The sequence below is a fragment of the Stenotrophomonas sp. Br8 genome (assembly GCF_014763005.1).
Lineage (GTDB): Bacteria > Pseudomonadota > Gammaproteobacteria > Xanthomonadales > Xanthomonadaceae > Stenotrophomonas > Stenotrophomonas lactitubi.
This window is the reverse complement of sequence record NZ_JACGTN010000013.1, coordinates 39,873-60,799: the sequence shown is the minus strand read 5'-3', so window position 1 is coordinate 60,799 and position 20,927 is coordinate 39,873. Positions and strand designations below refer to the sequence as shown.

The following is a 20,927-nucleotide window of genomic DNA, read 5'->3' as shown; positions in this document are numbered from 1 at the left end:
CGCTGGCCGGCAATTGCATTCACCATAGCCCCCACGGGGTTACCGGCCAGCGGCCGGCACCATCCGACCAAAGCCGCATCGATCACGCCATGCCGGCGCGCCTACCATGGGCCTCTGTTCCCGATCCTGCCAGGTGCGCGTCGATGACCGCCGATCCCAGCATCCACACCATCGATACCGGTTTCCAACGGCCTGATTTCGATGCCGCCTACCTGATCATCGAAAACGGCCGTGCCGCGTTCGTCGACTGTGGTACCGGCCTGTCGGTGCCGGCGATGCTGCAGGCCTTGACCGACAACGGGCTGGGCGTGGAGGCGGTGGACTGGCTGCTGCTGACCCACGTGCATCTGGATCATGCCGGCGGCGCTGGCCTGCTGATGCAGCAGCTGCCGAATGCGCGTGCGGTGCTGCATCCGCGCGGCGCGCCGCACATGATCGATCCGACCCGGCTGATCGCCGGTGCCACCGCCGTCTATGGTGCCGAGGAAATCGCGCGCAGCTATGGCCGCATCGAAGCGATTCCCGAGCATCGCGTGGTGGTGGCTGACGACGGCCAGCGCATCGACCTGGCAGGCCGCGAGCTGGTGCTGTTGCATACCCCGGGCCACGCGCTGCACCACTACTGCGTGTGGGATGCGCGCAGCCGCAGCTGGTTCACCGGCGATACCTTCGGTATCTCCTACCGCGAACTGGACAGTGCGCAGGGCGCTTTCATCTTCCCCACCTCATCGCCGGTGCAGTTCGATCCGGAAGCGATGAAGGCGTCGATCCAACGCATGCTCGGCTACGCACCGCAGGCGATGTACCTGACCCACTACGGTCGTGTTGAACAGGTCGAAAAGCTGGCTGAGGATCTGTTCGAACAGATCGATGCGATGGCGGCAATCGGCCGCCAGTGCGACGGCCGTCCCGACCGTCATCGCTGCCTGCTGGCCGCGCTGCAGGCGCTGTACCTGGAGCGTGCACAGCAGCATGGCTGCGCACTGGACCTGGCTGCGGTAACCGAGGTGCTGGCGATGGATATCGAACTCAACGCACAGGGCCTGGCCTGCTGGCTGGACCGCGCGTCGCGGTAGATCCACGCCACGCGTGAATGACGCGGGCCCAGGCTGCGCCGCGATGTCACGACCACGTTACACTCTGGTGACTTCCAAGCTAGCCGTGGTACTGCCGTGAACCCGATGCGCGTGTTGCTGCTGTCGTCCTGCCTGTTCGTCGGTGGCCTGGCCCATGCGGCCAATGACCTGCCCGGCGGCGGCATCGATCCGCAGGCGCTGTCGCGTCATGTGCGCGTGCTGGCATCGGACGAATTCGAAGGCCGGGCACCGGCCACCGAAGGCGAAGAACGCACCGTGCAGTACCTGATCGAGCAGTTCCGCAGCTACGGGCTGCAGCCGGGTGGTGTGGACGGCAGCTGGGTGCAGCCGGTGCCGCTGGTGCGCGCGCAGCTGGATGGCCCGGCCAAGGCCAGTCTCGCCCTGAAGGGCGGCAAGCGTGCGCTGGCCAATGGCGTGGACGTGACCCTGCAGAGCCTGCAGCCGCGCAAGCGCGTGCAGATCAAGGATGCGCCGTTGGTGTTCGTCGGCTACGGCATCGACGCGCCCGAGCGCCACTGGAACGACTACAAGGACGTGGACCTGCACGGCAAGATCGCCGTGATGCTGATCAACGACGCCGATTTCGAGGCCGATGCGCCGGGTGCGTTCGATGGCAAGGCGGTGACCTACTACGGCCGCTGGACCTACAAGTTCGAGGAAGCCGCACGCCGTGGTGCCGAAGGCGTGCTGATCGTGCACGAAACCGCACCGGCCGCCTACGGCTGGGCCACGGTGAAGAGTTCGGGCACCTCGCCGCTGTTCGATATCGAGCGCGGCCAGGCCGAAGCGATGGCCCAGCACACGCCGCTGCGTGGCTGGATGCAGCGGGAGCTGGCCGAACAGATCTTCGCCGACGCCGGCCTGGATTTCGATGCCGAGAAGCGCAAGGCGATGAGCGCGGACTTCCGTCCGGTTGCGCTGGACAACGCCAAGCTGAGCGTCGATTTCGCGCTCAAGCGCGAGCAGGTGGTGACCCGCAACGTGGTGGCCAAGCTGCCCGGCGGCGAGCACGCCGATGAGGCGGTGATCTTCTCCGCACATTGGGATGCCTTCGGTATCGGCCAGGCCGATGCCAAGGGCGACCGCATCCGCCGCGGTGCGATCGACAACGCCACCGGTGTGGCCACCGTGCTGGAACTGGGCCGTGTGTTCGCCGCTGGCCCGCAGCCGCAGCGCACCCTATACTTCGTCGCCCTGACGGCCGAAGAGAAGGGCCTGCTGGGCGCCAGCTACTACGCCGCGCACCCGCTGGCGCCGCTGGACAAGACCGCTGCGGTACTGAACATCGAGATGTTCAGCCCGGATGGTGCCACCCGTGACATCGCGTCGTGGGGCGAGGGCCGGGTGTCGCTGGAAGGCGACCTGGAACGCGTGGCCAAGGCCCGTGGCCGCAGCTACAGCCCGGACCCGAATCTGGAAGCCGGCTTCTTCTACCGTGCCGACCACTTCGCCTTCGCCCGCCTGGGCGTGCCGGCGATCACCATCGGCCCGGGCCTGGACAAGCTGGACGGGGGTGTCGAGGCTGGCCGCGCGCTGCGCGAGAAGTACTTTGCTGACTGCTATCACCAGGCCTGCGATGCGTGGACGCCGAGCTGGGATCCGGCGGGTCACGCAGCCGATACCCTGCTGGTCTACGACCTCGGCGCCGAGCTCGCCAACAGCCGTCGCTGGCCGCAGTGGGAAAAGGAATCGGAATTCCACGGCGCCCGCGAGAAGAGCGAAGCCGCCCGCCGGTAAGCGCACGGCAATGCCGGCCTCTGCTGGCCGGCAACCTCTGAACGCACAGGCAATGCCGGCCGCCGGCCGACAACCTCTGAACGCACGGGTAGTGCCGGCCGCTGGCCGGCAAGCTCATGAACCTTCCGAAGGGATGCGCAGGTGCCGGCCAGCGGCCGGCATTACCACGTCTTCCGCAGCAGCTTCCAGGCGCCCCAGCCGGCGGCCACAAGCGCGGCCAGATAGCAGGCCACCATCATGCGCAGGCCGGCCACCGGTGCAGGATTGCTACCACGGCTCAGACGCAGATGCAGGGAGCTGGCACCGCTGCCCAGATCCGCTGCCAGCTGCAGCACCAGCGCAGCGCAGAACGCCAGCAGGGCAATGCCGAAGCCGATACGTGGCCAACTCGCCTGGGCGCCGGGCCGGCGGATCAGCCATGCCAGCAGGGTTGCTGCGCCCAGACCCAGTGCAAGCCACACCAGCGGCGTGGCAGGAGAAGCGGCGGCCACCGGCATTGCACCGGTGGCCGCGATCACTACGGCGCGCTTACTTGCGGGTGCCGTCGAGCCAGTTGGGGCCCTTGTTGGTGAGGAAGAATACATAGACCACCAACGATACCGCGATCGTCGCGGTGACGTAGATGGCGAACCAGTCCACGTGGCCGGTCTTCAACGCGCCCTGGTACAGCAGCGGCGCGGTGCCGCCGAACAGCGAGTTGGCCAATGCATAGCCGAAGCCCACGCCCAGCGCACGGATGTGGGTGGGGAACAGCTCTGCCTTCACCACGGCATTGATGGAGGTGTAGCCGGTGAGGATGACAAAGCCCAGTGCCAGGGTGAGGAAGGCGAGGGTGGCATCGTGCTGGTGCGGCAGCTGGGTGATCAGGTACCAGCTGTACAGCACGCCGCCCACGCCGAAGAACACCAGCAGGCTCTTGCGGCCGATGATGTCAGACAGCCAGCCGCCCACCGGCTGCAACACCATCAGGAAGGCCAGCACACCCAGGTTGATCAGCGTGCCGGTCATCGGATCGTTGCCGGCGAACGCACTCTGGATCATCTTCGGGCCGTTCACCGAGTAGGTGTAGAAGGCGATGGTGCCACCGGCGGTGATCAGGAAGCACAGCAGCAGCGGACGCCACTGGTGGACGAACAGTTCGTACATCGAGCCGGACTTCTTGTCCTTGCCCTCGCGCGCGGCTTCGATGGAGGATTCCGACAGCGACTCGTCCATGCCACGGCGCAGCCAGAACACCACCACGGCGGCGATGCCACCGATGCCGAAGGCGATGCGCCAGCCCCACTCGGAGATTTCCGGCTTGGCCCAGAACGTCAGCATCACGAACAGGGTCAGCTGGGCCAGCACATGGCCGCCCACCAGGGTGACGTAGTGGAACGAGGACAGGAAGCCGCGGCGGCCGGGAATGGCGGCCTCGGACATGTACGTGGCGCTGGCACCGTACTCGCCACCGGTGGCGAAGCCCTGCAGCAGACGCGCGAACAGCAGGATGATCGCCGCCCAGATGCCGATGCTGGCAGCGGTGGGGGTGATGGCGATGATGAACGAGCAGAAGGCCATCAGCGTGACCGACACGGTCAACGCCAGGCGACGGCCATGACGGTCGGCGAAACGGCCGAAGAACCATGCGCCGATCGGGCGCATCAGGAAGGTCGCGGCGAAGATCGCCCACACGTACATGGTGGAGTTCTTGTCTTCAGGCGAGAAGAACTGCGATTCGAAGTACACGGCGAACACCGAGTACACGTAGACGTCGTACCACTCCACCAGGTTGCCGGCGGAGCCTTTGAGGGTGTTGGAGATGGAACGCCGCAGGGCGGCGCCATCGCTGGCGGGTACGGCGGGTTGGGACGTGGTGCTCATCTGGGTGGGAATCCTCGATGCGGTGCGTCCATGCGGGAAAGATCGGTGCCAGGGGCGCGCAGTGCGCTGCCGGCCAGCCTCCTGGGTACTGCATCCCACGTCAACGCCGGGTGCCGGAGGGGCGGGCGGGACATGGATGGATGACAGCGTGCCACCACATGGGCTGCCGGACCATAACCAAAACGTCCTAAAATCCGTTTTCCCCCGGCTCCCTGGTGTGTCATGTCGGCTCCCCCCGTTCCGTCTGCGGCTGCCCCCCGGGGTGGCCTTGTCGCGTTGGCGCTGCTGCTGGTCTACGTGGTCTGGGGCTCGACCTACCTGGGTATCGCCAAGGCCCTGCATGGCGGCGCGCTGCCGCTGACGATGGTCTCCGGCAGCCGGTTCATCATTGCCGGCGGCGTGATGTACCTGGCGCTGCGCCTGTTCTGGAAGATGCCGAAACCGAGCCTGCGGCAGTGGCGCAACCTGGCCATCATGGGCGTGACCATGCTGGTGCTGGGCAACGGCATGGTGGTGCTGGCCGAGCGCGAGGTGTCATCCGGCCTGGCCGCCACGGCGGTGGCCTCGGTGCCGCTGTGGATGGCGTTGTTCTCGGCCCTGCGTGGCCAGCACGCCAGCAAGGGCGAATGGCTGGGCATCGCCGTCGGCTTCGTCGGCGTGGTCTGGCTCAACGCCGGCAGCAGCCTGACTGCCTCGCCGACCGGGCTGGTGCTGCTGCTGATCGCACCGGTCGGCTGGGCGTTCGGCTCGGTGTGGGCACGCGGGCAGGACCTGCCGGGCCCGTTCATGACGGCCGCCGGGCAGATGATCTGCGGTGGTGTGCTGCTGGTGCTGATCGGCCTGGTCGTCGGCGAGCGCCCAACCACGCTGCCCGATACCGGTGGCCTGCTGGCGATGGCCTACCTGTGCGTGTTCGGTTCGATCGTGGCGTTCACCGCCTACGTCTGGCTGCTGCAGAACGTACGCCCGGCGCTGGCCGGCAGCTATGCCTACGTCAATCCGGTGATCGCGGTGCTGCTGGGTGCGGCGTTGAACGGCGAACGTTTCGGCTGGCGCGACTTCCTGGCCATGGCAGTGATACTTCTGGGTGTGGTGGTACTGACAATGGCAAGGACACGCAAGCGATGAGCATGGACGAGAAAGAACAACGCCGCGGCCTGCTGGTTACCGCGTCCACCTTCGTGCTGTGGGGGCTGGTGCCGGTCTACTGGCATCTGCTGAACGAGGTGCCGTCGTTCCAGATCATCGCCCACCGCATCATCTGGAGCACGGTGCTGGTGGTGGCCTGGCTGCTGATCGCATCGCGCTTCGGCTGGTGGAAGAAGATCGCTGCGCAGCCGCGCGCGCTGCCGATCCTGGCGGTATCGAGCCTGACCATCGCCTTCAACTGGGGCCTGTACATCTGGGCGGTCAATGCCGGTCACGTGATCGAGACCAGCCTGGGCTACTTCATCAACCCACTGGTGAACGTGCTGCTGGGCGTGCTGGTGCTGAAAGAGCGCCTGCGCCGCGTGCAGTGGGTGGCGGTGGCCATCGCTGCGGTGGGCGTGGCCTGGTTGACCATCGATGCGGGTACGCCGCCGTGGATCGCGCTGGGCCTGGCCTGCTCGTTCGGCCTGTACGGCCTGCTGCGCAAGCTGGTGTCGGTCGATCCGGTGGCCGGGCTGGGGGTGGAAAGCCTGTATCTGTTCCTGCCGGCGCTGGGCTTTGCGCTGTGGGCCGAGAACGGCCATGGCGGCGGCTTCTTCGGTGGCTGGGGCTGGGGCAACGATCTGCTGTTGATCTTCGGTGGCGTGGTCACGGCGGTGCCGCTGATCGGTTTCGCCTACGGGGTGAAGCGCATTCCGCTGTCGCTGGTCGGCATCCTGCAGTACATCGCACCGAGCCTGCAGCTGCTGCTGGGTGTGTTCTTCTTCCACGAGGCCTTCGACACCGGCAAGGCGATTGGTTTTGCGGCGATCTGGGCCGGGTTGATCCTGTTCGTCGCAGACAACGTGCGTGCGATGCGCGCTGCCAGGCGGTAGCACTGCGGGGTCAGAGCCCTCGGCGATGCGCAGGGATCCGACCCTGCAAAAAAGAACGGCGCCCCGAGGGGCGCCGTTCTGCTTCCATCCACGGCCAGGAGAGAGTTGGCCGGGGCGGGAACGCGGTTGCAGGCTTAGAAGCGCTGCTGGTACTTCATGTACATGAAACGACCGATGTCGAAGCCACCGTAGTAGGTGAAGCTGCTGTTCGGCTGGCTGTACATGATCGGACCCTGGTGGTCGAACACGTTGTTCAGGCCCAGCGACACGGTGCCATCCCACGGCAGGCTGTAACGCACCTGCAGGTCGTGGAAGGTGTTGGAACCCACCTTGCGGCTCGGCTGTGCATCGGTATACGGCGAAACGAAGTCGGCCATGTTGCAGTCCGGGCCACCGCCCAGATCGTACGAGCAGGCTTCCTTCATGCCCGAGTAGTAACGGGCGGTCCAGCCGATGCCCAGGTTGCCGTACTGCCAATCCAGGTTGACGGTCGAACGCACGCGGAAGTCGCCGGCCCAGCCCACGCGCTGCTCCACCGGGGTGGTGGCGGCGCTGTCGTTGCGCTGCTCCAGGTAGTCGGTGTAGGTGGTGTTCCAGTTGATGGCGAACTTGCCGTACGCGGTTTCCGGCAGGCGGTAACGCACACCGATGTCATAGCCGGCGGTTTCGCGGTAGCCGGCGTTGACCAGCGAGCGATCCAGCGCCGAGACCTGGCCACGGGTGGCCGCAGCAGTGGAACGGGTGAAGCGACCGCATGCCGAATCCACGCCCTGCACGTAGCACTGGTTGAGGATGTCGGTGGCCGACTCGCCGACGATGGCGTTGTCGATGCGGATCTTCCACCAGTCCAGGCTGACGTCCAGGCCCTGCACGAATTCCGGGCTGTAGACCAGGCCGACGGTCCAGGTCTTGGCGGTTTCCGGCTTCAGTTCCGGGTTGGAACCGGAGTTGAAATCGGAGGTGGCCTGCTGGCCCGGGCGGTTGGCAAGGTTGCCGTCCGAACCGGTCTGCTGACGGAAGTTGGCGGGCACGTTCAGCGCCTGGCAACGTGCCGCCACGGTCGGGCTGCTGGCGGCGATGCCGAACTTCGTATCACACGGATCGGTGAACGAATCGCGGCTGGACACTGCGCCGCCGTAGAGATCGTCGACGGTCGGTGCACGGAAGCCGGTGCCGTAGGTGGCGCGCACCAGCAGGCTGTCGATCGGCTTCCACTTCAGGCCGAACTTGCTGTTGGTGGTCGAACCGAAGGTGTTGTAGTCGGTGTAGCGACCGGCCAGGTCCAGCGACAGCTCGCGGGCGAACGCCATGTCGGCCAGCAGCGGCACCTGCATTTCCAGGTAGACCTCGTTGAGCGAGTAATCGCCACGGGTCGGCTGGCCGGTGGTACCGGCGATCTGGCCCTTCTGCACCATCAGGTCCGGGGTGTAGCTGGCTTCTTCGCTGCGGTGCTCGAAGCCCATCGCGCCCATGATGTCGCCGGCCGGCAGGGTGAACAGCGAGCCGGAGATGTTGGCGCTGGCGACCTTGGTGGTGCTGCGCATCTTGTCGACGAAGCGGGTGAACAGGTAGTCCTGCACATCCTGGTTGCCCAGCGAGCCCGGGCCGGTGTAGCCCATCGGCGCAGCCGGATTCCAAGGCACGCAGCCGGCGATCACCGCACCCGGCGTACCGCAGCGGGCAACGTCGCCGTCCATGAAGGACGGGCCGACGGCCAGGTTGGCGTGCGGCTGGTACATGCTGCCGGTGCCGACGCGCTCGCCTTCATTGCGGTTGTATATGTAGCTGACGTTCCAGTCCCAGTAACGCGAACCGGTTTCGAAGCTGCCTTCCAGGCCGAGGCTGGCACGCTTGGTTTCCAGCGTGTTCTCGGCACCGCGCGGCAGCTCTTCGGTGCGGTGCGAGAACAGCACGTCCTGGCCCCACTTGTTGAAGGTGCTGTCCTTGGACAGCGCAGCGCGGGTGCCGTTGCGCGACTGCGCAGCCGAGACCGAGTACGGGTAGCCGGCCAGGTGCTTGGTCGACTCGCGCTTGCTGTACAGCGCGTCGGCGACGATGCGCAGGTTGTCGGTGATCGAGAAGCCGCCGTTGGCGAACACCGAGGTGCGCTCCAGGCCGCTCAGCAGGCTCATGTTGGTCTTGGCGTTGGCGCCGTCGGCCGGGTTCGGCGTGTGGAAATTGCCAGCGCTGCTCGGGTCGCCGCCCGGGCCAACGGTCAGCGGCTTGCCACCGACGGTGACGGTGCCCCACTGGGTGGTCGGGCTCAGCGCGTCGACGTCGTCGGCGTGGCGCGGGCCACCCGGGTAACGGCTGAACTCGCGCGCATCGCCGAGGATTTCGTCTTCCTTGGTGCGCTCGGCACCGACGCTGAACCAGCCGCGGTCGAAGGTCTTGCCGAAGGTGGCGCTGTAGGAGCGCTTCTGGCCGTCGCCTTCACCGTACTGGCCGACATAGACGCTGGCTTCGCCACCATCGAAGTTCTTGCGGGTGATGATGTTGACCACACCGGCGATGGCGTCCGAGCCGTACAGCGCCGAAGCGCCGTCGGTCAGCACTTCCACGCGCTCGACGATGGCGGACGGAATCGAGGCCAGGTCGGAGTAACCGCCGGCGCTGACGCCCATGCGGCGGCCGTCGATCAGCACCAGGCTGCGTTCCGGGCCGAGGTTGCGCAGGCTGACATACATGCCGCCGAAATCGCGCGAGGAGCTCAGCGAGGACGAACGGCTCAGGCTCGGTGCGCCGGCTGCAGTGACGTCCTGCAGGATGTCGGCAACGTTGACGTAGCCCTTCTTCTCGATGTCGGCGCGGTTGATTGCCACCACCGGCTGCGCGGTCTCGACACTGGCCTGGCGGATGCGCGAGCCGGTGATCTCGATGCGGTCGAGGTTGGTGGGGGTATCACCGGCTTCCTGTGCGAAAGCGGGCGTGGTGCAGCTGGCGGCCAGCGCGATGACGATCGCGTTGCGCAGCGGGGTGGTCTTCAGGGACATCCGTGAAATCTCGTGTTTCAGAAAAAACATGCGTCCGTTCTATGGACGCGTGGGGTGCTGCAAACCAACGTGGGGGCGGGATTCTAGAGTGTTTTCATTGGTAACTGTTTGTCCGCGCGCGCTGTAACGCCGCGAAAATGAATCGCAACCAACAATCCACAGGTGCACTGTGCGCAACGTCACGCGCGTTGTGTCTGCGATGGGCAGAGGCATCGATAGCGGCGGTGTTCGCGCAATCTGTAGCGATGCGAGTGCGCATGCATCCATCCACGCATGGCGTGGATCTACTGGATCCCGCACGCGCCACATCGGTAGATCCACGCCATGCGTGGATGGCCCCACAGTAGATCCACGCCATGCGTGGATAGCCGCACAGTAGATCCACGCCATGCGTGGATAGCCGCACAGTAGATCCACGCCATGCGTGGATAGCCGCACAGTAGATCCACGCCATGCGTGGATAGCCCGCAGTAGATCCACGCCATGCGTGGATAGCCCGCAGTAGATCCACGCCATGCGTGGATGGCGCGCAAACAAAAAGGGACGGAGCCTTCGCTCCGTCCCCTGCGCAACGCTCATTCAATCAATGCCTGGTGCTCAGGTCTCGCGCAGCGCCGTGGTGATCGGCAGCCGTGCCGCGCGCAGCGCCGGGAACAATCCGCCCACCAGGCCGATACCCAGCGCCCACTTCAGTCCACTCCACAGCAGTTCCGGCGATACATGGAACTTGAACACCACCGCGCTGAAGTTGCTGCCGATGGTGGACACGCTGTAGCCGTTGAACAGCAGCCACGCCACCGCACACCCCAGCAGGCCACCGAGCAGCGCCAGCAGCATGGTTTCCAGCATCACCGCAGTCACCACCGGCAGGCCACGGAAGCCGATCGCACGCATCGTGGCGATCTCGCGTGCGCGCGTGGCCACGGCGGCATACATCGTGTTGAGTGCGCCGAACACTGCGCCTACCGCCATGATGGTGCCGATCACCTTGCCGAGGATGTCGATCAGCTTGGTCAACCCGCCACCCTGTTTGCTGTAGTAGACGCGGGTGGTTTCCACGTCCAGCTTCAGGCGCGGATCGGCGGCGACAGCGGTCTTGAACTGCTCGAAGCCGGCCTTGCCGTCGGTGCGCACGCTGATCGACTGCCAGGCACTGCGCTGATAGGTGGTGGCCAGCGTATCGGCGTCGGTCCACAGTTCCGAGTCATGCGCATCGCCGGTAGCGAACACACCCACGACCGTCCAGGTCTGGTTGCCCAGGGTGAGCGTCTTGCCAACGTCCATGTCGCGGAACTGGCTTTTGGCGCCCTGGCCGACCACGATCTCGCGCAGGCCGGCGGCGAACCGGCGGCCTTCGACGATCTTGACCTTGTCATGCACGGCCCACGCCTGCGGGCCGACACCGCGGAACTGTGCGTTGACGTCGGTGCCATCGGCCTTGGACACCAGGTTGACCACTTGCGAGAGCTCCGGCGACAGCAGCGGCCGCCCCTGCGCATCGCGGGTGATGCCGGGCAGGGTGGACAGCGTAGGGGCCTGTTCGCGGGTGATGACCGAGTTGGTCTCGGCCTGCGAACCGCCGCGCAGCACGATCGCGGTGGTGTCATCGCCGGTGTTGTTGAGCGTCGCCTGGAAGCCTTCACCCATCGCCAGCATCGCTACCAGCACGCCGACCACGCCGGCGATGCCGACCACGATCACCGAGGATGCACCCCAGCGCTGCGGCAGGCTGGCAATGCCGATGCGGGTGGCGGCCAGCGCCAGCCGTCCACTGCGGGTGAGCGCCAGCCACAACCCCACCAGCACCGCGATGGCCAGCACGCCGATCCACGGCAGGCCGATCCACACGGCCAGGCCGACGGCCAGCAACAGCACGGTCACCGCGTTTCCCAGCCACTTCTTGAGCTTGTTCATGTCGGTGTCCTCTTCAGCGGCCGGCGAGCGCGTCGACGATCTTCAGGCGCTTGGCACGCAGTGCAGGCAGCAGCCCGACCACGATGCCGATCACCACGATCAGGACGATGCCCACCAGCCAGGTCGGCGTCGGTACGTGCGGCGGCAGCATGCCCATGCTCTTCGGGCTGATGGCCGGCAGGATCAGCGCCGCCAGGCCCATGCCGAGCAGTCCACCGAGGCCGATCAGCAGCACCGATTCGACCATCACCAGGGTCAGCACCGTGCTGTCCTTGAAGCCCAGCGTCTTCAGCGTCGCCAGTTCCGGAACGCGCTCGCGCACCGCCTGCGCCATGGTGTTGCCGGTCAACAGCAGCAGGGTGAAGAACACCGCGCCCATGATCGAGGTGACGATCATGCCGATGTCGGCGAACTGCTTGACGAACGCCTGCTGGAACGCCGACTCGGTCTGGGTCTTGGTTTCGTGGTCGGAGTTGGCCGAGATCGCATCGATGGCCTGCGCCACCCGCGAAGACTGATCCGGGTTGTCCAGCGTCACCGTGTACCAACTCACCTGGTTCTTGATGTAGTCGTTGGACTCATCGAAGTACTTCCAGTTCATCATCAACTGGCGTTCTTCGTTGGCCGCCAACGCGCGATCCTTCGAGCGGTAGATGCCCTTCAGTTCCAGCGGCCAGTCGTTGCTGCCGCCGCGCGGGAAGATGGTGGCCTGCAGCGGGATGGTGTCGCCGACCTTCCAGCCGAACTGCTTGGCCAGCGTCTCGCCGACGATCGCGCCGGTGCGGGTCTGCTGCCAGTCCTGCAGCTGCGCCGGGTCGATCTGCAGTTCTCGGTAGACATCGAAGTAGTTCGGCGCCACCGAGAAATTGGGGAAGAAGTTCTTCGGGTCCTGGTAGATGCCGCCGAACCACATGCCGTAGGTGACATCGCGCACGCCGCTGACCTGGCGGATCTGCGCTTCCAGGCGGATCGGCAGCGACTGGGTGATCGACAGGCGCGAGGCTGTCACCAGCCGGTTGGCGCCTTCCACACTGCCACCGGAAGAGAACGCCACGCGTACCGAGTCGAGCATGCCGAACAGCAGGAACGCGGCCACCACCGACAGCAGCGTCAACAGGGTGCGGGTGCGGCTGCGGAACAGCTGCGCCCAGACCAACGAGAAGTATTTCATCGCTGTGGCCTCCGTCAGTGGGCCAGCGGGGCGTCAGCCAGCTCGCCCTTGTCCAGGTGCACCGTGTGGGTGGCGTACTCGGCGGCCTTCGGGTCATGGGTGACCATGATGATGGTCTTGCCGTGTTCGCGGTTGAGCTGCTGCAGCAGGCCCAGGATCTCTTCGGCGGACTGGCGGTCGAGATCGCCGGTCGGTTCGTCGCAGATCAGGAACGTCGGGTCGGAGACGATCGCGCGGGCAATCGCCACGCGCTGCTGCTGGCCGCCGGACAGTTCGTTGGGGCGATGGCTGCGGCGGTCGGCCAGGCCGACCAGGGTCAGCGCGATCTCGGCGTTGCGCTTGCGCTGCGCCGCGCTGAGGTGGGTCAGCAGCAACGGCAGTTCCACGTTCTTCTGCGCGGTCAGCATCGGCATCAGGTTGTAGAACTGGAACACGAAGCCGACGTGATGGCTGCGCCACGTCGACAGCTGGCCGCCGCTCATCTGGTCGATGCGTTCGCCTTCGATGCTGATCTCGCCGCCCGTGGGGTTGTCCAGGCCGCCGATCAGGTTGAGCAGGGTGGTCTTGCCGGAACCGGACGGGCCCATCAGCGCGACGAAATCGCCGCTGGCGATATCCAGGTCGATGCCGTGCAGCACCTGCACCTTCTCGGGGCCACGCTGGTAGGTCTTGGTGATGTTGCGCAGTGAAACCAGGGTCGACATGGGTGGTTCTCCACGAAAGGCGGGAAACGGGGAAGCGCACCGGCGGAGGCCGCGGGCGTGCGTCGAGCGGTGCTGCCGGCGGCGCCCGCGGGCGCCGGGCCGTTACTGCGCTTGCTTCTGCTTGACCTTGGTGCCGTCGCGCAGGGTGTCCGGCGGGTTGACCACCACTGACTCTCCCGCGCTCACGCCCTTGAGGATCTGGCGGTCCTTGCCCATCGCTTGGCCGGCTTCGACCGTGCGCTGCTGGACGCGGTTCTCGTCGCCCAGCACGAAGGCCACCGACGCGCCCTCGCGCTGGACCACGGCACCGCCCGGCACGCGAACACCCTGCGGCTTGGTCGCCGCCTGTGGCTGCGCCTGTTCCAGGAAGCTGACCCGCACGCCCATCTCCGGCACGATGCGCGGGTCTTTCACTTTCAGCGCCACCCGCACCTTTACCGTGGCCTTGCCGCGATCAGCGGTGGGAATGATGGCAATCACCTCGGCCGGGATCTTCCAGTCCGGGTAGGCGTTGAGCGTAGCTTCCACCGGCATCTTCGGCTGCACGCGGCCGATGAAGGCTTCACCGACCTCGACTTCGATCTCCAGCGATTCCATGTCGACGATGGTGCCGATGCCGGTACGGGTGAAGCCACCGCCGGCCGACAGCGGCGAGACGATCTCACCGGGCTGCGCGGCCTTGGCGGTGACCACGCCGGAGAACGGCGCGCGCACGATGTTGTTGTCCACGCCGAGGTCGGCGATGGACAGCTGGTCGTTGGCAACCTTGACGTTGCGTCGTGCGGTTTCCAGCTGCGCACGCAGGCTGTCGCGCTGGGCCACGGCCTGGTCGTACTGTGAGCGCGAGACCAGCTGCTGGCCGACCAGTGCCTGCAGGCGGCTGGCCTCGGCGGCGGCCTGCTTCTGCTGGGCTTCCAGGCCGGCCACCTGGCTGCGCGCGGACTGCAGCTGCGAGGCATACAGGCTGCGCTGCGCGTCGGCATCGATCGGGTCCAGGGTGGCCATGATCTGCCCCTGTTCCACCCGCATGCCTTCCTCGATCATCACCTCGCGCACCTTGCCGGTGATCTTGGCCGACACCGTGGCCATGCGCCGGGCGACAACGTAGCCGCTGGCATCGAGTACCGAGCTGCTGGCGCTGCCCTGCTGGATGGCCACGGCCGGCGCGGTGTCCACTTCCACGGTGGGCGCGCGGCCGAACAGTGCGAACGCACCGCCGGCCAGCAGCACGATGATCACGACCACGGCGACCCACAGCCAGCGGCGGCCACCACTGCCGCCACTGGAGGCCGGCGGCGGCGATTTGCGGTCAATACGGAGTTCCTTCAACAGCTCGGCAGAAGCGTTCATTCGTTCCATCACAGGCGTTCGGGCGGGTGTGACCGGAAGGGCAGGCAGCGGCGGTTCCGGCGGTGGAGCGTGCGGCACAGCATGAAGGCAGGTGCATCGGCGATGGCAGTGACAGCTGTCATCCGATGTCATTGACGGCGGCAACTGCGAAATGTGACCACGGCGGCACAGGATGGCAACGTCCCCGCTACCGGTACTGCCCATGGATCCGATCGCTCCGTCGCTGGCCCGCCTGCAGCAGGTGCAGGTGCGTTACCGCGACCATACCGCCCTGCACGGCATCGACCTGCAGGTCCGCGCTGGCCAGGTACTGGCCCTGCTGGGCCGCAACGGTGCCGGCAAGAGTACCGCGATCAGCGTGTTGTTGGGCCTGCGTCGCGCCGACGCCGGCCAGGTCGCGCTGCTGGGCGGTGATCCGCAGCAACGCGATCATCGGCTCGGCCTCGGCGTGATGCTGCAGAGCACCAGCCTGCCGCCGATGCTGCAGGTGGATGAACTGGTGGCGCAGGCCAGTGCCTGCTATCCGGATCCGCTGCCGCTGGGCGACGTACTGCAGCGTGTGGGCCTGCAGGACCTTGCCCGGCGTCGCTATGGCCAGCTGTCCGGCGGGCAGCAGCGCTGTGTGCAGTTCGCCATTGCCATCTGCGGCCGCCCGCGCGTGCTGTTCCTCGATGAGCCCACCACCGGCCTGGACATCCAGGCGCGGCAGGCGATGTGGCAGGCGATCCGGCAGCTGGTGGCCGAAGGCTGCGGTGTGCTGCTGACCACCCACTACCTGGAGGAGGCCGAGGCGCTGGCGCAACGGGTGGTGGTGCTGGAGCAGGGCAGGGTAGTGGCCGATGCGCCGCTGTCCGAACTGCGCCTGGCCGACCGGCCGCGACGCATCCGCTGCCGCAGCACGCTGGCTGCCGACGAGGTGCAGCACTGGCCCGGCGTCCAGCAGGTGCAGCGCGATGGCGAACATCTGCAGGTGCTGGCCAGCCCGGCCGAGCCGGTGGTGGCGCGCCTGCTCGCCGCCGATGCGCAGCTGCGTGAACTGGAAGTACAGGGCGCGGCACTGGCCGACGCCTTCCTCGACCTGACCCGGGAGGCAGCATGAACACGTTGACCCGTACCACCGGCGCCGCAGCGCCCTCCGCCTGGCTGCGTGTGCTGCGCCCCTATCGCGCTGAACTGCTGGCCGAGCTGCGTCGCGCCTGGCGCTCGCCATCATTCGTGCTGCCCTCGTTGTTGTTCCCGGTGCTGTTCTACCTGTTGTTCGGCGTACTGCTGGGCCGTGGCCACGCGCCGGTCTATCTGCTGGCGACTTATTGCGTGTTCGGCGCGATGGCGCCCTCGCTGTTTGGCTTCGGCGTGCAGCTGGCGCTGGACCGCGAAGGTGGTCTGCTGACCCTCAAGCGCGCACTGCCGCTGCCTGCCGCAGCGCCGCTGCTGGCGCGGCTGGCAATGGCCCTGCTGTTCGCGGTGCTGATCGCCGCGATGCTGATGGCGGTGGCGTGCCTCTTCGGCGGCGTGCAGCTGCAGGCGGTGCAGGTACTGCAGCTGCTGGTCGTGGCGGCGTTTGCGGCATTGCCGCTGGGGTCGATCGGCCTGCTGATCGGCAGCCATGTCGGCGCCAGCGCGGCACCGGCCATCGTCAACCTGGTCTACCTGCCGCTGGCACTGTTGTCGGGGCTGTGGCTACCGTTGTCGGCGTTGCCGACGGTGTTTTCGACGATGGCGCCGCTGTGGCCGACCTGGCACCTGGCGCAGCTGGCCCTGCCCATTCTTGGCCAGCCGGCACGTGGCGGCACCGTTGGCCATCTGCTGGTGTTGCTGGGTGTGAGTGCGGTCGCACTGCTGCTGGCGCGTCGCCGCCTGCGCCGGGTCGGCTGAACTGGCATGATCGGCAGCGATCGTCCCCGCCTGGAATCTTCCGTGCCACCGAGCTGGCTTGCGTCCCTGCTGCGCCCCGCACCGGATTCGGCGGTGGCCGAACTGCTGCGGCGGGGCAAGTCGCCCTGGAGTGGTGCGATCCATCTGCTGTGGTCGGTCTGGATCTTCCTCACCCCGGTGCTCGGCAATGGCTTCACGCTGCGCTGGTTGTTGCTGACGCTGGCCAGCTATCCGTTGTTCCTGCTGTTCTATGCCAAGGTGATGCTGGCGCCACGGCACCACGCCTGGCGCTACGCGCTGGCCATGATTGCGATGGCCCTTGTACTGCTGCCGTGGTATCCGTCGGGACTGAGCTACTTCGTGTTCGGCTGCGTGATGATCCGCATGAGCAGCCGCGGCGGTTGGTGGGTGTACCTGTTGCAGCTCACTGGCCTGAATCTGCTGTTCTGCAGCACCGCGCTCTACTTCGGTTATCCGTGGCAGGCCATGGTGTGGATGCCGGCGGTATCGTTCATTGTCGGGCTGGTGGTGAACGTGGAGGCCTTGAGCCATCAGCGCGACGTCGCCCTGCAGCTGTCCCAGGATGAGGTGCGGCGCCTGGCGACCACCGCCGAGCGCGAGCGCATCGGCCGTGATCTGCATGACCTGCTGGGGCATACGCTGTCATTGATCACGCTGAAGCTGGAACTGGCGCGCAAGCTGTACGACCGCGATGACGCGCGTGCCCGGCAGGAAATCGGCGAGGCCGAGGACATTGCCCGCGAGGCGCTGGCACAGGTACGCAGTGCGGTCACCGGCATCCGCGCCAGCGACCTGGCCGGCGAACTGGCCTCGGCACGCCTGCTGCTGGAATGCCAACAGGTACACCTGCAGTACATGCCGCCGCCGCCGATGCCGGTGGAGGTAGAGCGTGGGCTGGCACTGGTGCTGCGCGAGGCGGCGACCAACATCGTGCGCCACGCGCAGGCGACCCGGGTGCAGGTGGATTTCATGCTTGAGGACCGACAGTTGGCAATGCAGATACGCGATGACGGCCGTGGTGGTGTGCAGGCCGAGGGCAACGGATTGTGTGGCATGCGTGAGCGGGCAGCGGCGCTGGGTGGCCATTTGACGCTGCAGTCGCCGCGCGGGGAAGGCACGCTGCTGACCGTGCGCGTACCCTTGGTGGCCGCGACTATGCCGCTGTCGCCGGCATCGCTGGCACAGGGGGGCGCGGCATGATCCGCATCCTGCTGGCCGAGGACCAGGCGATGGTGCGTGGTGCATTGTCGGCGCTGCTGAGCCTGGAACCGGATATCGAGGTACTCGGCAGTGCCGCCGACGGCGAAGCCGCCTGGCGCATGCTGCAGCAGCTGCAGCCGGACATCCTGGTCACCGACATTGAAATGCCCGGGCTGAGCGGGCTGGAGCTGGCCCAGCGCATCGCCCGCCATGAACTGCCGATCAAGGTGGTGATCGTGACCACCTTCGCCCGCGCCGGTTTCCTGCGTCGCGCGCTGGAAGCAGGCGTGCTGGGCTATCTGTTGAAGGATGCACCGGCCGAGAACCTGGCCGAGGCACTGCGCAAGGTGAAGCAGGGCATCCGCGCGATCGACCCGCAGTTGGCGCTGGATGCGTGGTCGCAGGCCGATCCGCTGACCGACCGCGAGCGCCGCGTGCTGCGCTTGGCGGGCGAAGGTCGCACCGCCAGCGAGATCGCCGAGCAGCTGGGGTTGTCGCACGGCACAGTGCGCAATTACCTGTCCGAGTGCATCGGCAAGCTGGGCGTGGCCAACAGGATCGAGGCGTATCGGCTGGCGCGGCAGAAGGGGTGGTTGTAGTAGCGTGCGCCGACGCACCGGTAGCGCCGGGCCATGCCCGGCGGATCATTTCCGCGACCGCGGAGGGGTGTCACTTTCTTTGCGCGCAAAGAAAGTAACCAAAGAAACGCTCCGCCGGCCGCGAGCCGGCGTGCTTCGCACGCCGGTGCCCTGCGCTTCTCGGTGAATCAGGGGACGGCGCCGAACTCGCTGCGCTCAGACATCGGCGCCTCTACGCCCCTGATTCCCCTGCGATGCTCGGCTCGCTAGAAGGCGGACCCAACGTCAAAAGCCGATGTTGCACCCAGTAGATCCACGCCATGCGTGGATGCTGTTGCTGTTGCTGTTGCCCTTGCCCCTCCCGTCCGCCTTCAAGCGAGCCGAGCACCGCAGGTCCGGCGAGGGCGCAGAGGCGCGGGTGTCTGAGCGCAGCGAGTTCCCGCGCCGTCCCTCGACGGACCGAGGAGCGCAGGGCACCGGCGTGCGAAGCACGTCGGCTCGCGGTCGGCGGAGCGTTTCTTTGGTTACTTTCTTGATGGCGCACATCCATGTGCGCCACCCTACGGGCCGGCTACGCCGTTCCGCGCTGCTCCTGCAGCGCGGTGCACGAGCAAAGAAAGTGATACCTCCCCGCAGTCGCGGAAATGACCCGCCGGGAACAACCGGCGAACCCAGTCAATCCTTCCCGCGCGCCATCGCCTGGAACACGCCATCGCGGCGCACCCACAAGTGGAACAGTGCCGCACCCACGTGCATCAGCACCGTGGCGAACAACACATAGGCCAGCAGACTGTGCGCATTGCGCAGCGCGGCGTACAGCGCTGGAGTGTGCGGCACGATCGGTGGCAGGTGCAGGCCACCGCCCAGCACGATCGGGTAGCCGCCGGCCGACAGCATTGCCCAGCCGATCAGCGGCATCGCCAGCATCAACGCGTACAGCATCCAGTGCGAAGCCTTCGCCGCCAGCACCTGCCATGCGGGAAGATCCGCCGGCAGCGGTGGTGGACGGTGGCGCAGGCGGTTGTACAGGCGCAGCACCACCAGCAGCAGGATGGCGATGCCCAGCGGCCGGTGCAGGTCGATCAGCATCGGCCGCAGGTGCAGCGAGGCGACCATGGTCACGCCGACGAACAGCATCGCGATGATCATCAGCGCCATGGACCAGTGCAGCACCCGGGCGAGCAGGTTGAAGTGGCCGTTGCCGGTGTTCATTGCGCAGCCTCCTTCGGTTGCTCGACGTTGCCGCTGGCGCGCTCGCGTTCGCGGCGGTTGAAGGATTGCGAATACACCGCCGAGCGCGCCGCCAGGATCGGGTCATCACTGCCGCGCACGCCGCTGGGCACGATCAGTGGGTCGAAGTTGAGCTGGCCGCAGGCACCTTCTTCCTGCGACTGCATGCGGTCGAGGCTGAGCACACCGGCCACCACCTGATCGCGCGATTCCGGCCACGGCACCGAGGGGTCATCGATGGCATCGCCGGGCGCAGCCAGGCTGACCACCAGGTTCCAGCGCACCGGGCCGGTGGCCAGGCGTTGCTGCAGTTCCTGGCTGAGGAAATCGACGTTGGCCTGCTTGCGTGCGTCCGCATCCATCTCCACCACCGCTGCCTGCGGCTGCCAGCGCCAGCGCACCGCGCGCTTCTGTCCCTGCGCGTTGGTGAACCAGAAGCTGTTGACGCTGTTGAAGGTGGTGTTGGCCCAGCTGCTGCTCCACGGTGCGCTCTTGGCCCACTGCTGGAACGCCTGTGCGCTGGGGTACTTCGCCAGCACGGCAGCCATCTTCTGCGGGTCGGGCTTGCCGGTGGCCGGGTCCGGAATCTGCGCGCGGGTCTGCTCGTAGAAGGCTTCGGCGGTGGGCACGGCGAAGAACGGGAAGCTGTTCATCGCCATCCGCCATTCCTGGCCGTCATCGCTGACCATCTGCACCGCGATGCTGCGTACCCGTGCGGTGTTGTCGGCGCCGTAGGGGTCACCGCCGCCGATCGACAGGCGGCCCATCACCGGCACGCGCGCCTGCGAGAACACCCTCGCACTGGACAGCGTGGGTGCCTGCGCGCTGGGTTCGAACCAACCGCTCACGCACACGCCCTTGCTGTGCGCGCGGCGGAAGCCGGGATGCGCAGGGCCGGTGGCCTCGATGGTGTCGGTGAAGCGCTGAGCGGTCAGCCGGTCGCGGCCGATCCAGCCGGCCAGCCAGGCGAAAGCGAGGGCGACGATGCCCAGGATCAGCGCGATCAGGGCGATCCAGGGCAGCGGTGAATGCTTGCGCGGTGACTGCGGCCCTTGGCCGGCGCGGGTGTAGCGGAAGAGCGACATGGTCGGAGTCCTGCCTTCACGGACGTGTGGGTGGGCGACCACCACATCCTCGCAGAACCCGGCCGGAGCCGAAATTCAATTTTTC

17 protein-coding genes are annotated in these 20,927 nt (G+C 66.8%); 8 read left to right on the top strand and 9 right to left on the bottom strand.

The features are described 5' to 3' along the window. The first annotated feature begins 143 nt into the window (after positions 1-143). Together H3005_RS12120 and H3005_RS12115 are read left to right on the top strand one after the other, a co-directional pair. Positions 144-1,076 (top strand): MBL fold metallo-hydrolase, encoded by a 933-nt coding sequence (locus H3005_RS12120; protein WP_191078285.1) that lies wholly within the window; start codon positions 144-146, stop codon positions 1,074-1,076. A 105-nt stretch (positions 1,077-1,181) separates the two neighbouring features. After that, positions 1,182-2,834 (top strand): M28 family metallopeptidase, encoded by a 1,653-nt coding sequence (locus H3005_RS12115; RefSeq protein WP_191078299.1) that lies wholly within the window; start codon positions 1,182-1,184, stop codon positions 2,832-2,834. Between the two features lie 161 nt (positions 2,835-2,995). Here H3005_RS12115 and H3005_RS12110 read toward each other — a convergent pair whose 3' ends face one another. Together H3005_RS12110 and H3005_RS12105 are read right to left on the bottom strand one after the other, a co-directional pair. Next, positions 2,996-3,331 carry a hypothetical protein gene (locus tag H3005_RS12110; protein WP_100554524.1) on the bottom strand — a complete coding sequence of 112 codons (336 nt, stop codon included), beginning with the start codon at positions 3,329-3,331 and terminating at the stop codon, positions 2,996-2,998. Positions 3,332-3,362: 31 nt separating this feature from the next. Beyond that, complete coding sequence (locus H3005_RS12105; RefSeq protein ID WP_099819627.1) at positions 3,363-4,697, bottom strand: MFS transporter; 1,335 nt, start codon at positions 4,695-4,697, stop codon at positions 3,363-3,365. 222 nt (positions 4,698-4,919) lie between these two features. Here H3005_RS12105 and yedA point away from each other — a divergent pair, with 222 nt between their 5' ends. Together yedA and rarD are read left to right on the top strand one after the other, a co-directional pair. Beyond that, on the top strand, positions 4,920-5,825 hold the full coding sequence (yedA, locus tag H3005_RS12100; protein ID WP_191078284.1) for a drug/metabolite exporter YedA: 906 nt from the start codon (positions 4,920-4,922) through the stop codon (positions 5,823-5,825). Then, positions 5,822-6,721: an EamA family transporter RarD gene (gene rarD, locus H3005_RS12095; RefSeq protein WP_191078283.1), complete on the top strand. Its 900-nt coding sequence runs from the start codon at positions 5,822-5,824 to the stop codon at positions 6,719-6,721. Before yedA ends, rarD begins: the two co-directional genes overlap by 4 nt. Positions 6,722-6,855: 134 nt before the next feature. On the opposite strand, the gene H3005_RS12090 is transcribed toward rarD, so the two are convergent. The 5 genes from H3005_RS12090 to H3005_RS12070 form a co-directional block, all read right to left on the bottom strand. After that, positions 6,856-9,714, bottom strand: a complete 2,859-nt coding sequence (locus tag H3005_RS12090; protein ID WP_191078282.1) for a TonB-dependent receptor — start codon at positions 9,712-9,714, stop codon at positions 6,856-6,858. 597 nt (positions 9,715-10,311) lie between these two features. After that, the gene (locus H3005_RS12085; protein WP_191078281.1) at positions 10,312-11,628 is read right to left on the bottom strand and encodes an ABC transporter permease; all 1,317 of its coding nucleotides are present in this window, start codon (positions 11,626-11,628) and stop codon (positions 10,312-10,314) included. 13 nt (positions 11,629-11,641) lie between these two features. Next, entirely contained in the window at positions 11,642-12,799 is a 1,158-nt protein-coding gene (locus tag H3005_RS12080) for an FtsX-like permease family protein (RefSeq protein WP_191078280.1), read from the bottom strand. A 14-nt stretch (positions 12,800-12,813) separates the two neighbouring features. Continuing rightward, the gene (locus H3005_RS12075) at positions 12,814-13,503 is read right to left on the bottom strand and encodes an ABC transporter ATP-binding protein (RefSeq protein ID WP_025878346.1); all 690 of its coding nucleotides are present in this window, start codon (positions 13,501-13,503) and stop codon (positions 12,814-12,816) included. Positions 13,504-13,605: 102 nt separating this feature from the next. After that, positions 13,606-14,853 carry an efflux RND transporter periplasmic adaptor subunit gene (locus tag H3005_RS12070; RefSeq protein WP_191078279.1) on the bottom strand — a complete coding sequence of 416 codons (1,248 nt, stop codon included), beginning with the start codon at positions 14,851-14,853 and terminating at the stop codon, positions 13,606-13,608. Between the two features lie 202 nt (positions 14,854-15,055). Between H3005_RS12070 and H3005_RS12065 the strand changes: the two genes are divergently transcribed. The 4 genes from H3005_RS12065 to H3005_RS12050 are packed head-to-tail and all read left to right on the top strand — an operon-like array spanning position 15,056 to position 18,548. Further along, a complete protein-coding gene (locus H3005_RS12065; RefSeq protein WP_191078278.1) occupies positions 15,056-15,952 on the top strand; it encodes an ABC transporter ATP-binding protein in 897 nt (298 codons plus the stop codon). Then, positions 15,949-16,728 carry an ABC transporter permease gene (locus H3005_RS12060; RefSeq protein WP_191078277.1) on the top strand — a complete coding sequence of 260 codons (780 nt, stop codon included), beginning with the start codon at positions 15,949-15,951 and terminating at the stop codon, positions 16,726-16,728. The genes H3005_RS12065 and H3005_RS12060 overlap by 4 nt, the downstream gene beginning before the upstream one ends. A 6-nt stretch (positions 16,729-16,734) precedes the next feature. Further along, on the top strand, positions 16,735-17,949 hold the full coding sequence (locus tag H3005_RS12055; protein ID WP_180164391.1) for a sensor histidine kinase: 1,215 nt from the start codon (positions 16,735-16,737) through the stop codon (positions 17,947-17,949). Further along, positions 17,946-18,548 carry a response regulator transcription factor gene (locus H3005_RS12050; protein ID WP_180164389.1) on the top strand — a complete coding sequence of 201 codons (603 nt, stop codon included), beginning with the start codon at positions 17,946-17,948 and terminating at the stop codon, positions 18,546-18,548. Before H3005_RS12055 ends, H3005_RS12050 begins: the two co-directional genes overlap by 4 nt. A gap of 654 nt (positions 18,549-19,202) precedes the next feature. On the opposite strand, the gene H3005_RS12045 is transcribed toward H3005_RS12050, so the two are convergent. Next, positions 19,203-19,739 carry a cytochrome b gene (locus H3005_RS12045; RefSeq protein WP_100554479.1) on the bottom strand — a complete coding sequence of 179 codons (537 nt, stop codon included), beginning with the start codon at positions 19,737-19,739 and terminating at the stop codon, positions 19,203-19,205. Further along, complete coding sequence (locus H3005_RS12040; protein WP_191078276.1) at positions 19,736-20,842, bottom strand: catalase family peroxidase; 1,107 nt, start codon at positions 20,840-20,842, stop codon at positions 19,736-19,738. Before H3005_RS12040 ends, H3005_RS12045 begins: the two co-directional genes overlap by 4 nt. Positions 20,843-20,927: the final 85 nt, after the last annotated feature.

Coding starts and splice junctions, on each gene's coding strand:
- H3005_RS12060 (WP_191078277.1), top strand. CDS start 15,949: ATGAACACGTTGACCCGTACCACCGGCGCCGCAGCGCCCTCCGCCTGG.
- H3005_RS12050 (WP_180164389.1), top strand. CDS start 17,946: ATGATCCGCATCCTGCTGGCCGAGGACCAGGCGATGGTGCGTGGTGCA.
- H3005_RS12065 (WP_191078278.1), top strand. CDS start 15,056: ATGGATCCGATCGCTCCGTCGCTGGCCCGCCTGCAGCAGGTGCAGGTG.
- H3005_RS12045 (WP_100554479.1), bottom strand. CDS start 19,739: ATGAACACCGGCAACGGCCACTTCAACCTGCTCGCCCGGGTGCTGCAC.
- yedA (WP_191078284.1), top strand. CDS start 4,920: ATGTCGGCTCCCCCCGTTCCGTCTGCGGCTGCCCCCCGGGGTGGCCTT.
- H3005_RS12105 (WP_099819627.1), bottom strand. CDS start 4,697: ATGAGCACCACGTCCCAACCCGCCGTACCCGCCAGCGATGGCGCCGCC.
- H3005_RS12070 (WP_191078279.1), bottom strand. CDS start 14,853: ATGAACGCTTCTGCCGAGCTGTTGAAGGAACTCCGTATTGACCGCAAA.
- H3005_RS12090 (WP_191078282.1), bottom strand. CDS start 9,714: ATGTCCCTGAAGACCACCCCGCTGCGCAACGCGATCGTCATCGCGCTG.
- H3005_RS12115 (WP_191078299.1), top strand. CDS start 1,182: ATGCGCGTGTTGCTGCTGTCGTCCTGCCTGTTCGTCGGTGGCCTGGCC.
- rarD (WP_191078283.1), top strand. CDS start 5,822: ATGAGCATGGACGAGAAAGAACAACGCCGCGGCCTGCTGGTTACCGCG.
- H3005_RS12085 (WP_191078281.1), bottom strand. CDS start 11,628: ATGAACAAGCTCAAGAAGTGGCTGGGAAACGCGGTGACCGTGCTGTTG.
- H3005_RS12080 (WP_191078280.1), bottom strand. CDS start 12,799: ATGAAATACTTCTCGTTGGTCTGGGCGCAGCTGTTCCGCAGCCGCACC.
- H3005_RS12075 (WP_025878346.1), bottom strand. CDS start 13,503: ATGTCGACCCTGGTTTCACTGCGCAACATCACCAAGACCTACCAGCGT.
- H3005_RS12055 (WP_180164391.1), top strand. CDS start 16,735: ATGATCGGCAGCGATCGTCCCCGCCTGGAATCTTCCGTGCCACCGAGC.
- H3005_RS12110 (WP_100554524.1), bottom strand. CDS start 3,331: ATGCCGGTGGCCGCCGCTTCTCCTGCCACGCCGCTGGTGTGGCTTGCA.
- H3005_RS12040 (WP_191078276.1), bottom strand. CDS start 20,842: ATGTCGCTCTTCCGCTACACCCGCGCCGGCCAAGGGCCGCAGTCACCG.
- H3005_RS12120 (WP_191078285.1), top strand. CDS start 144: ATGACCGCCGATCCCAGCATCCACACCATCGATACCGGTTTCCAACGG.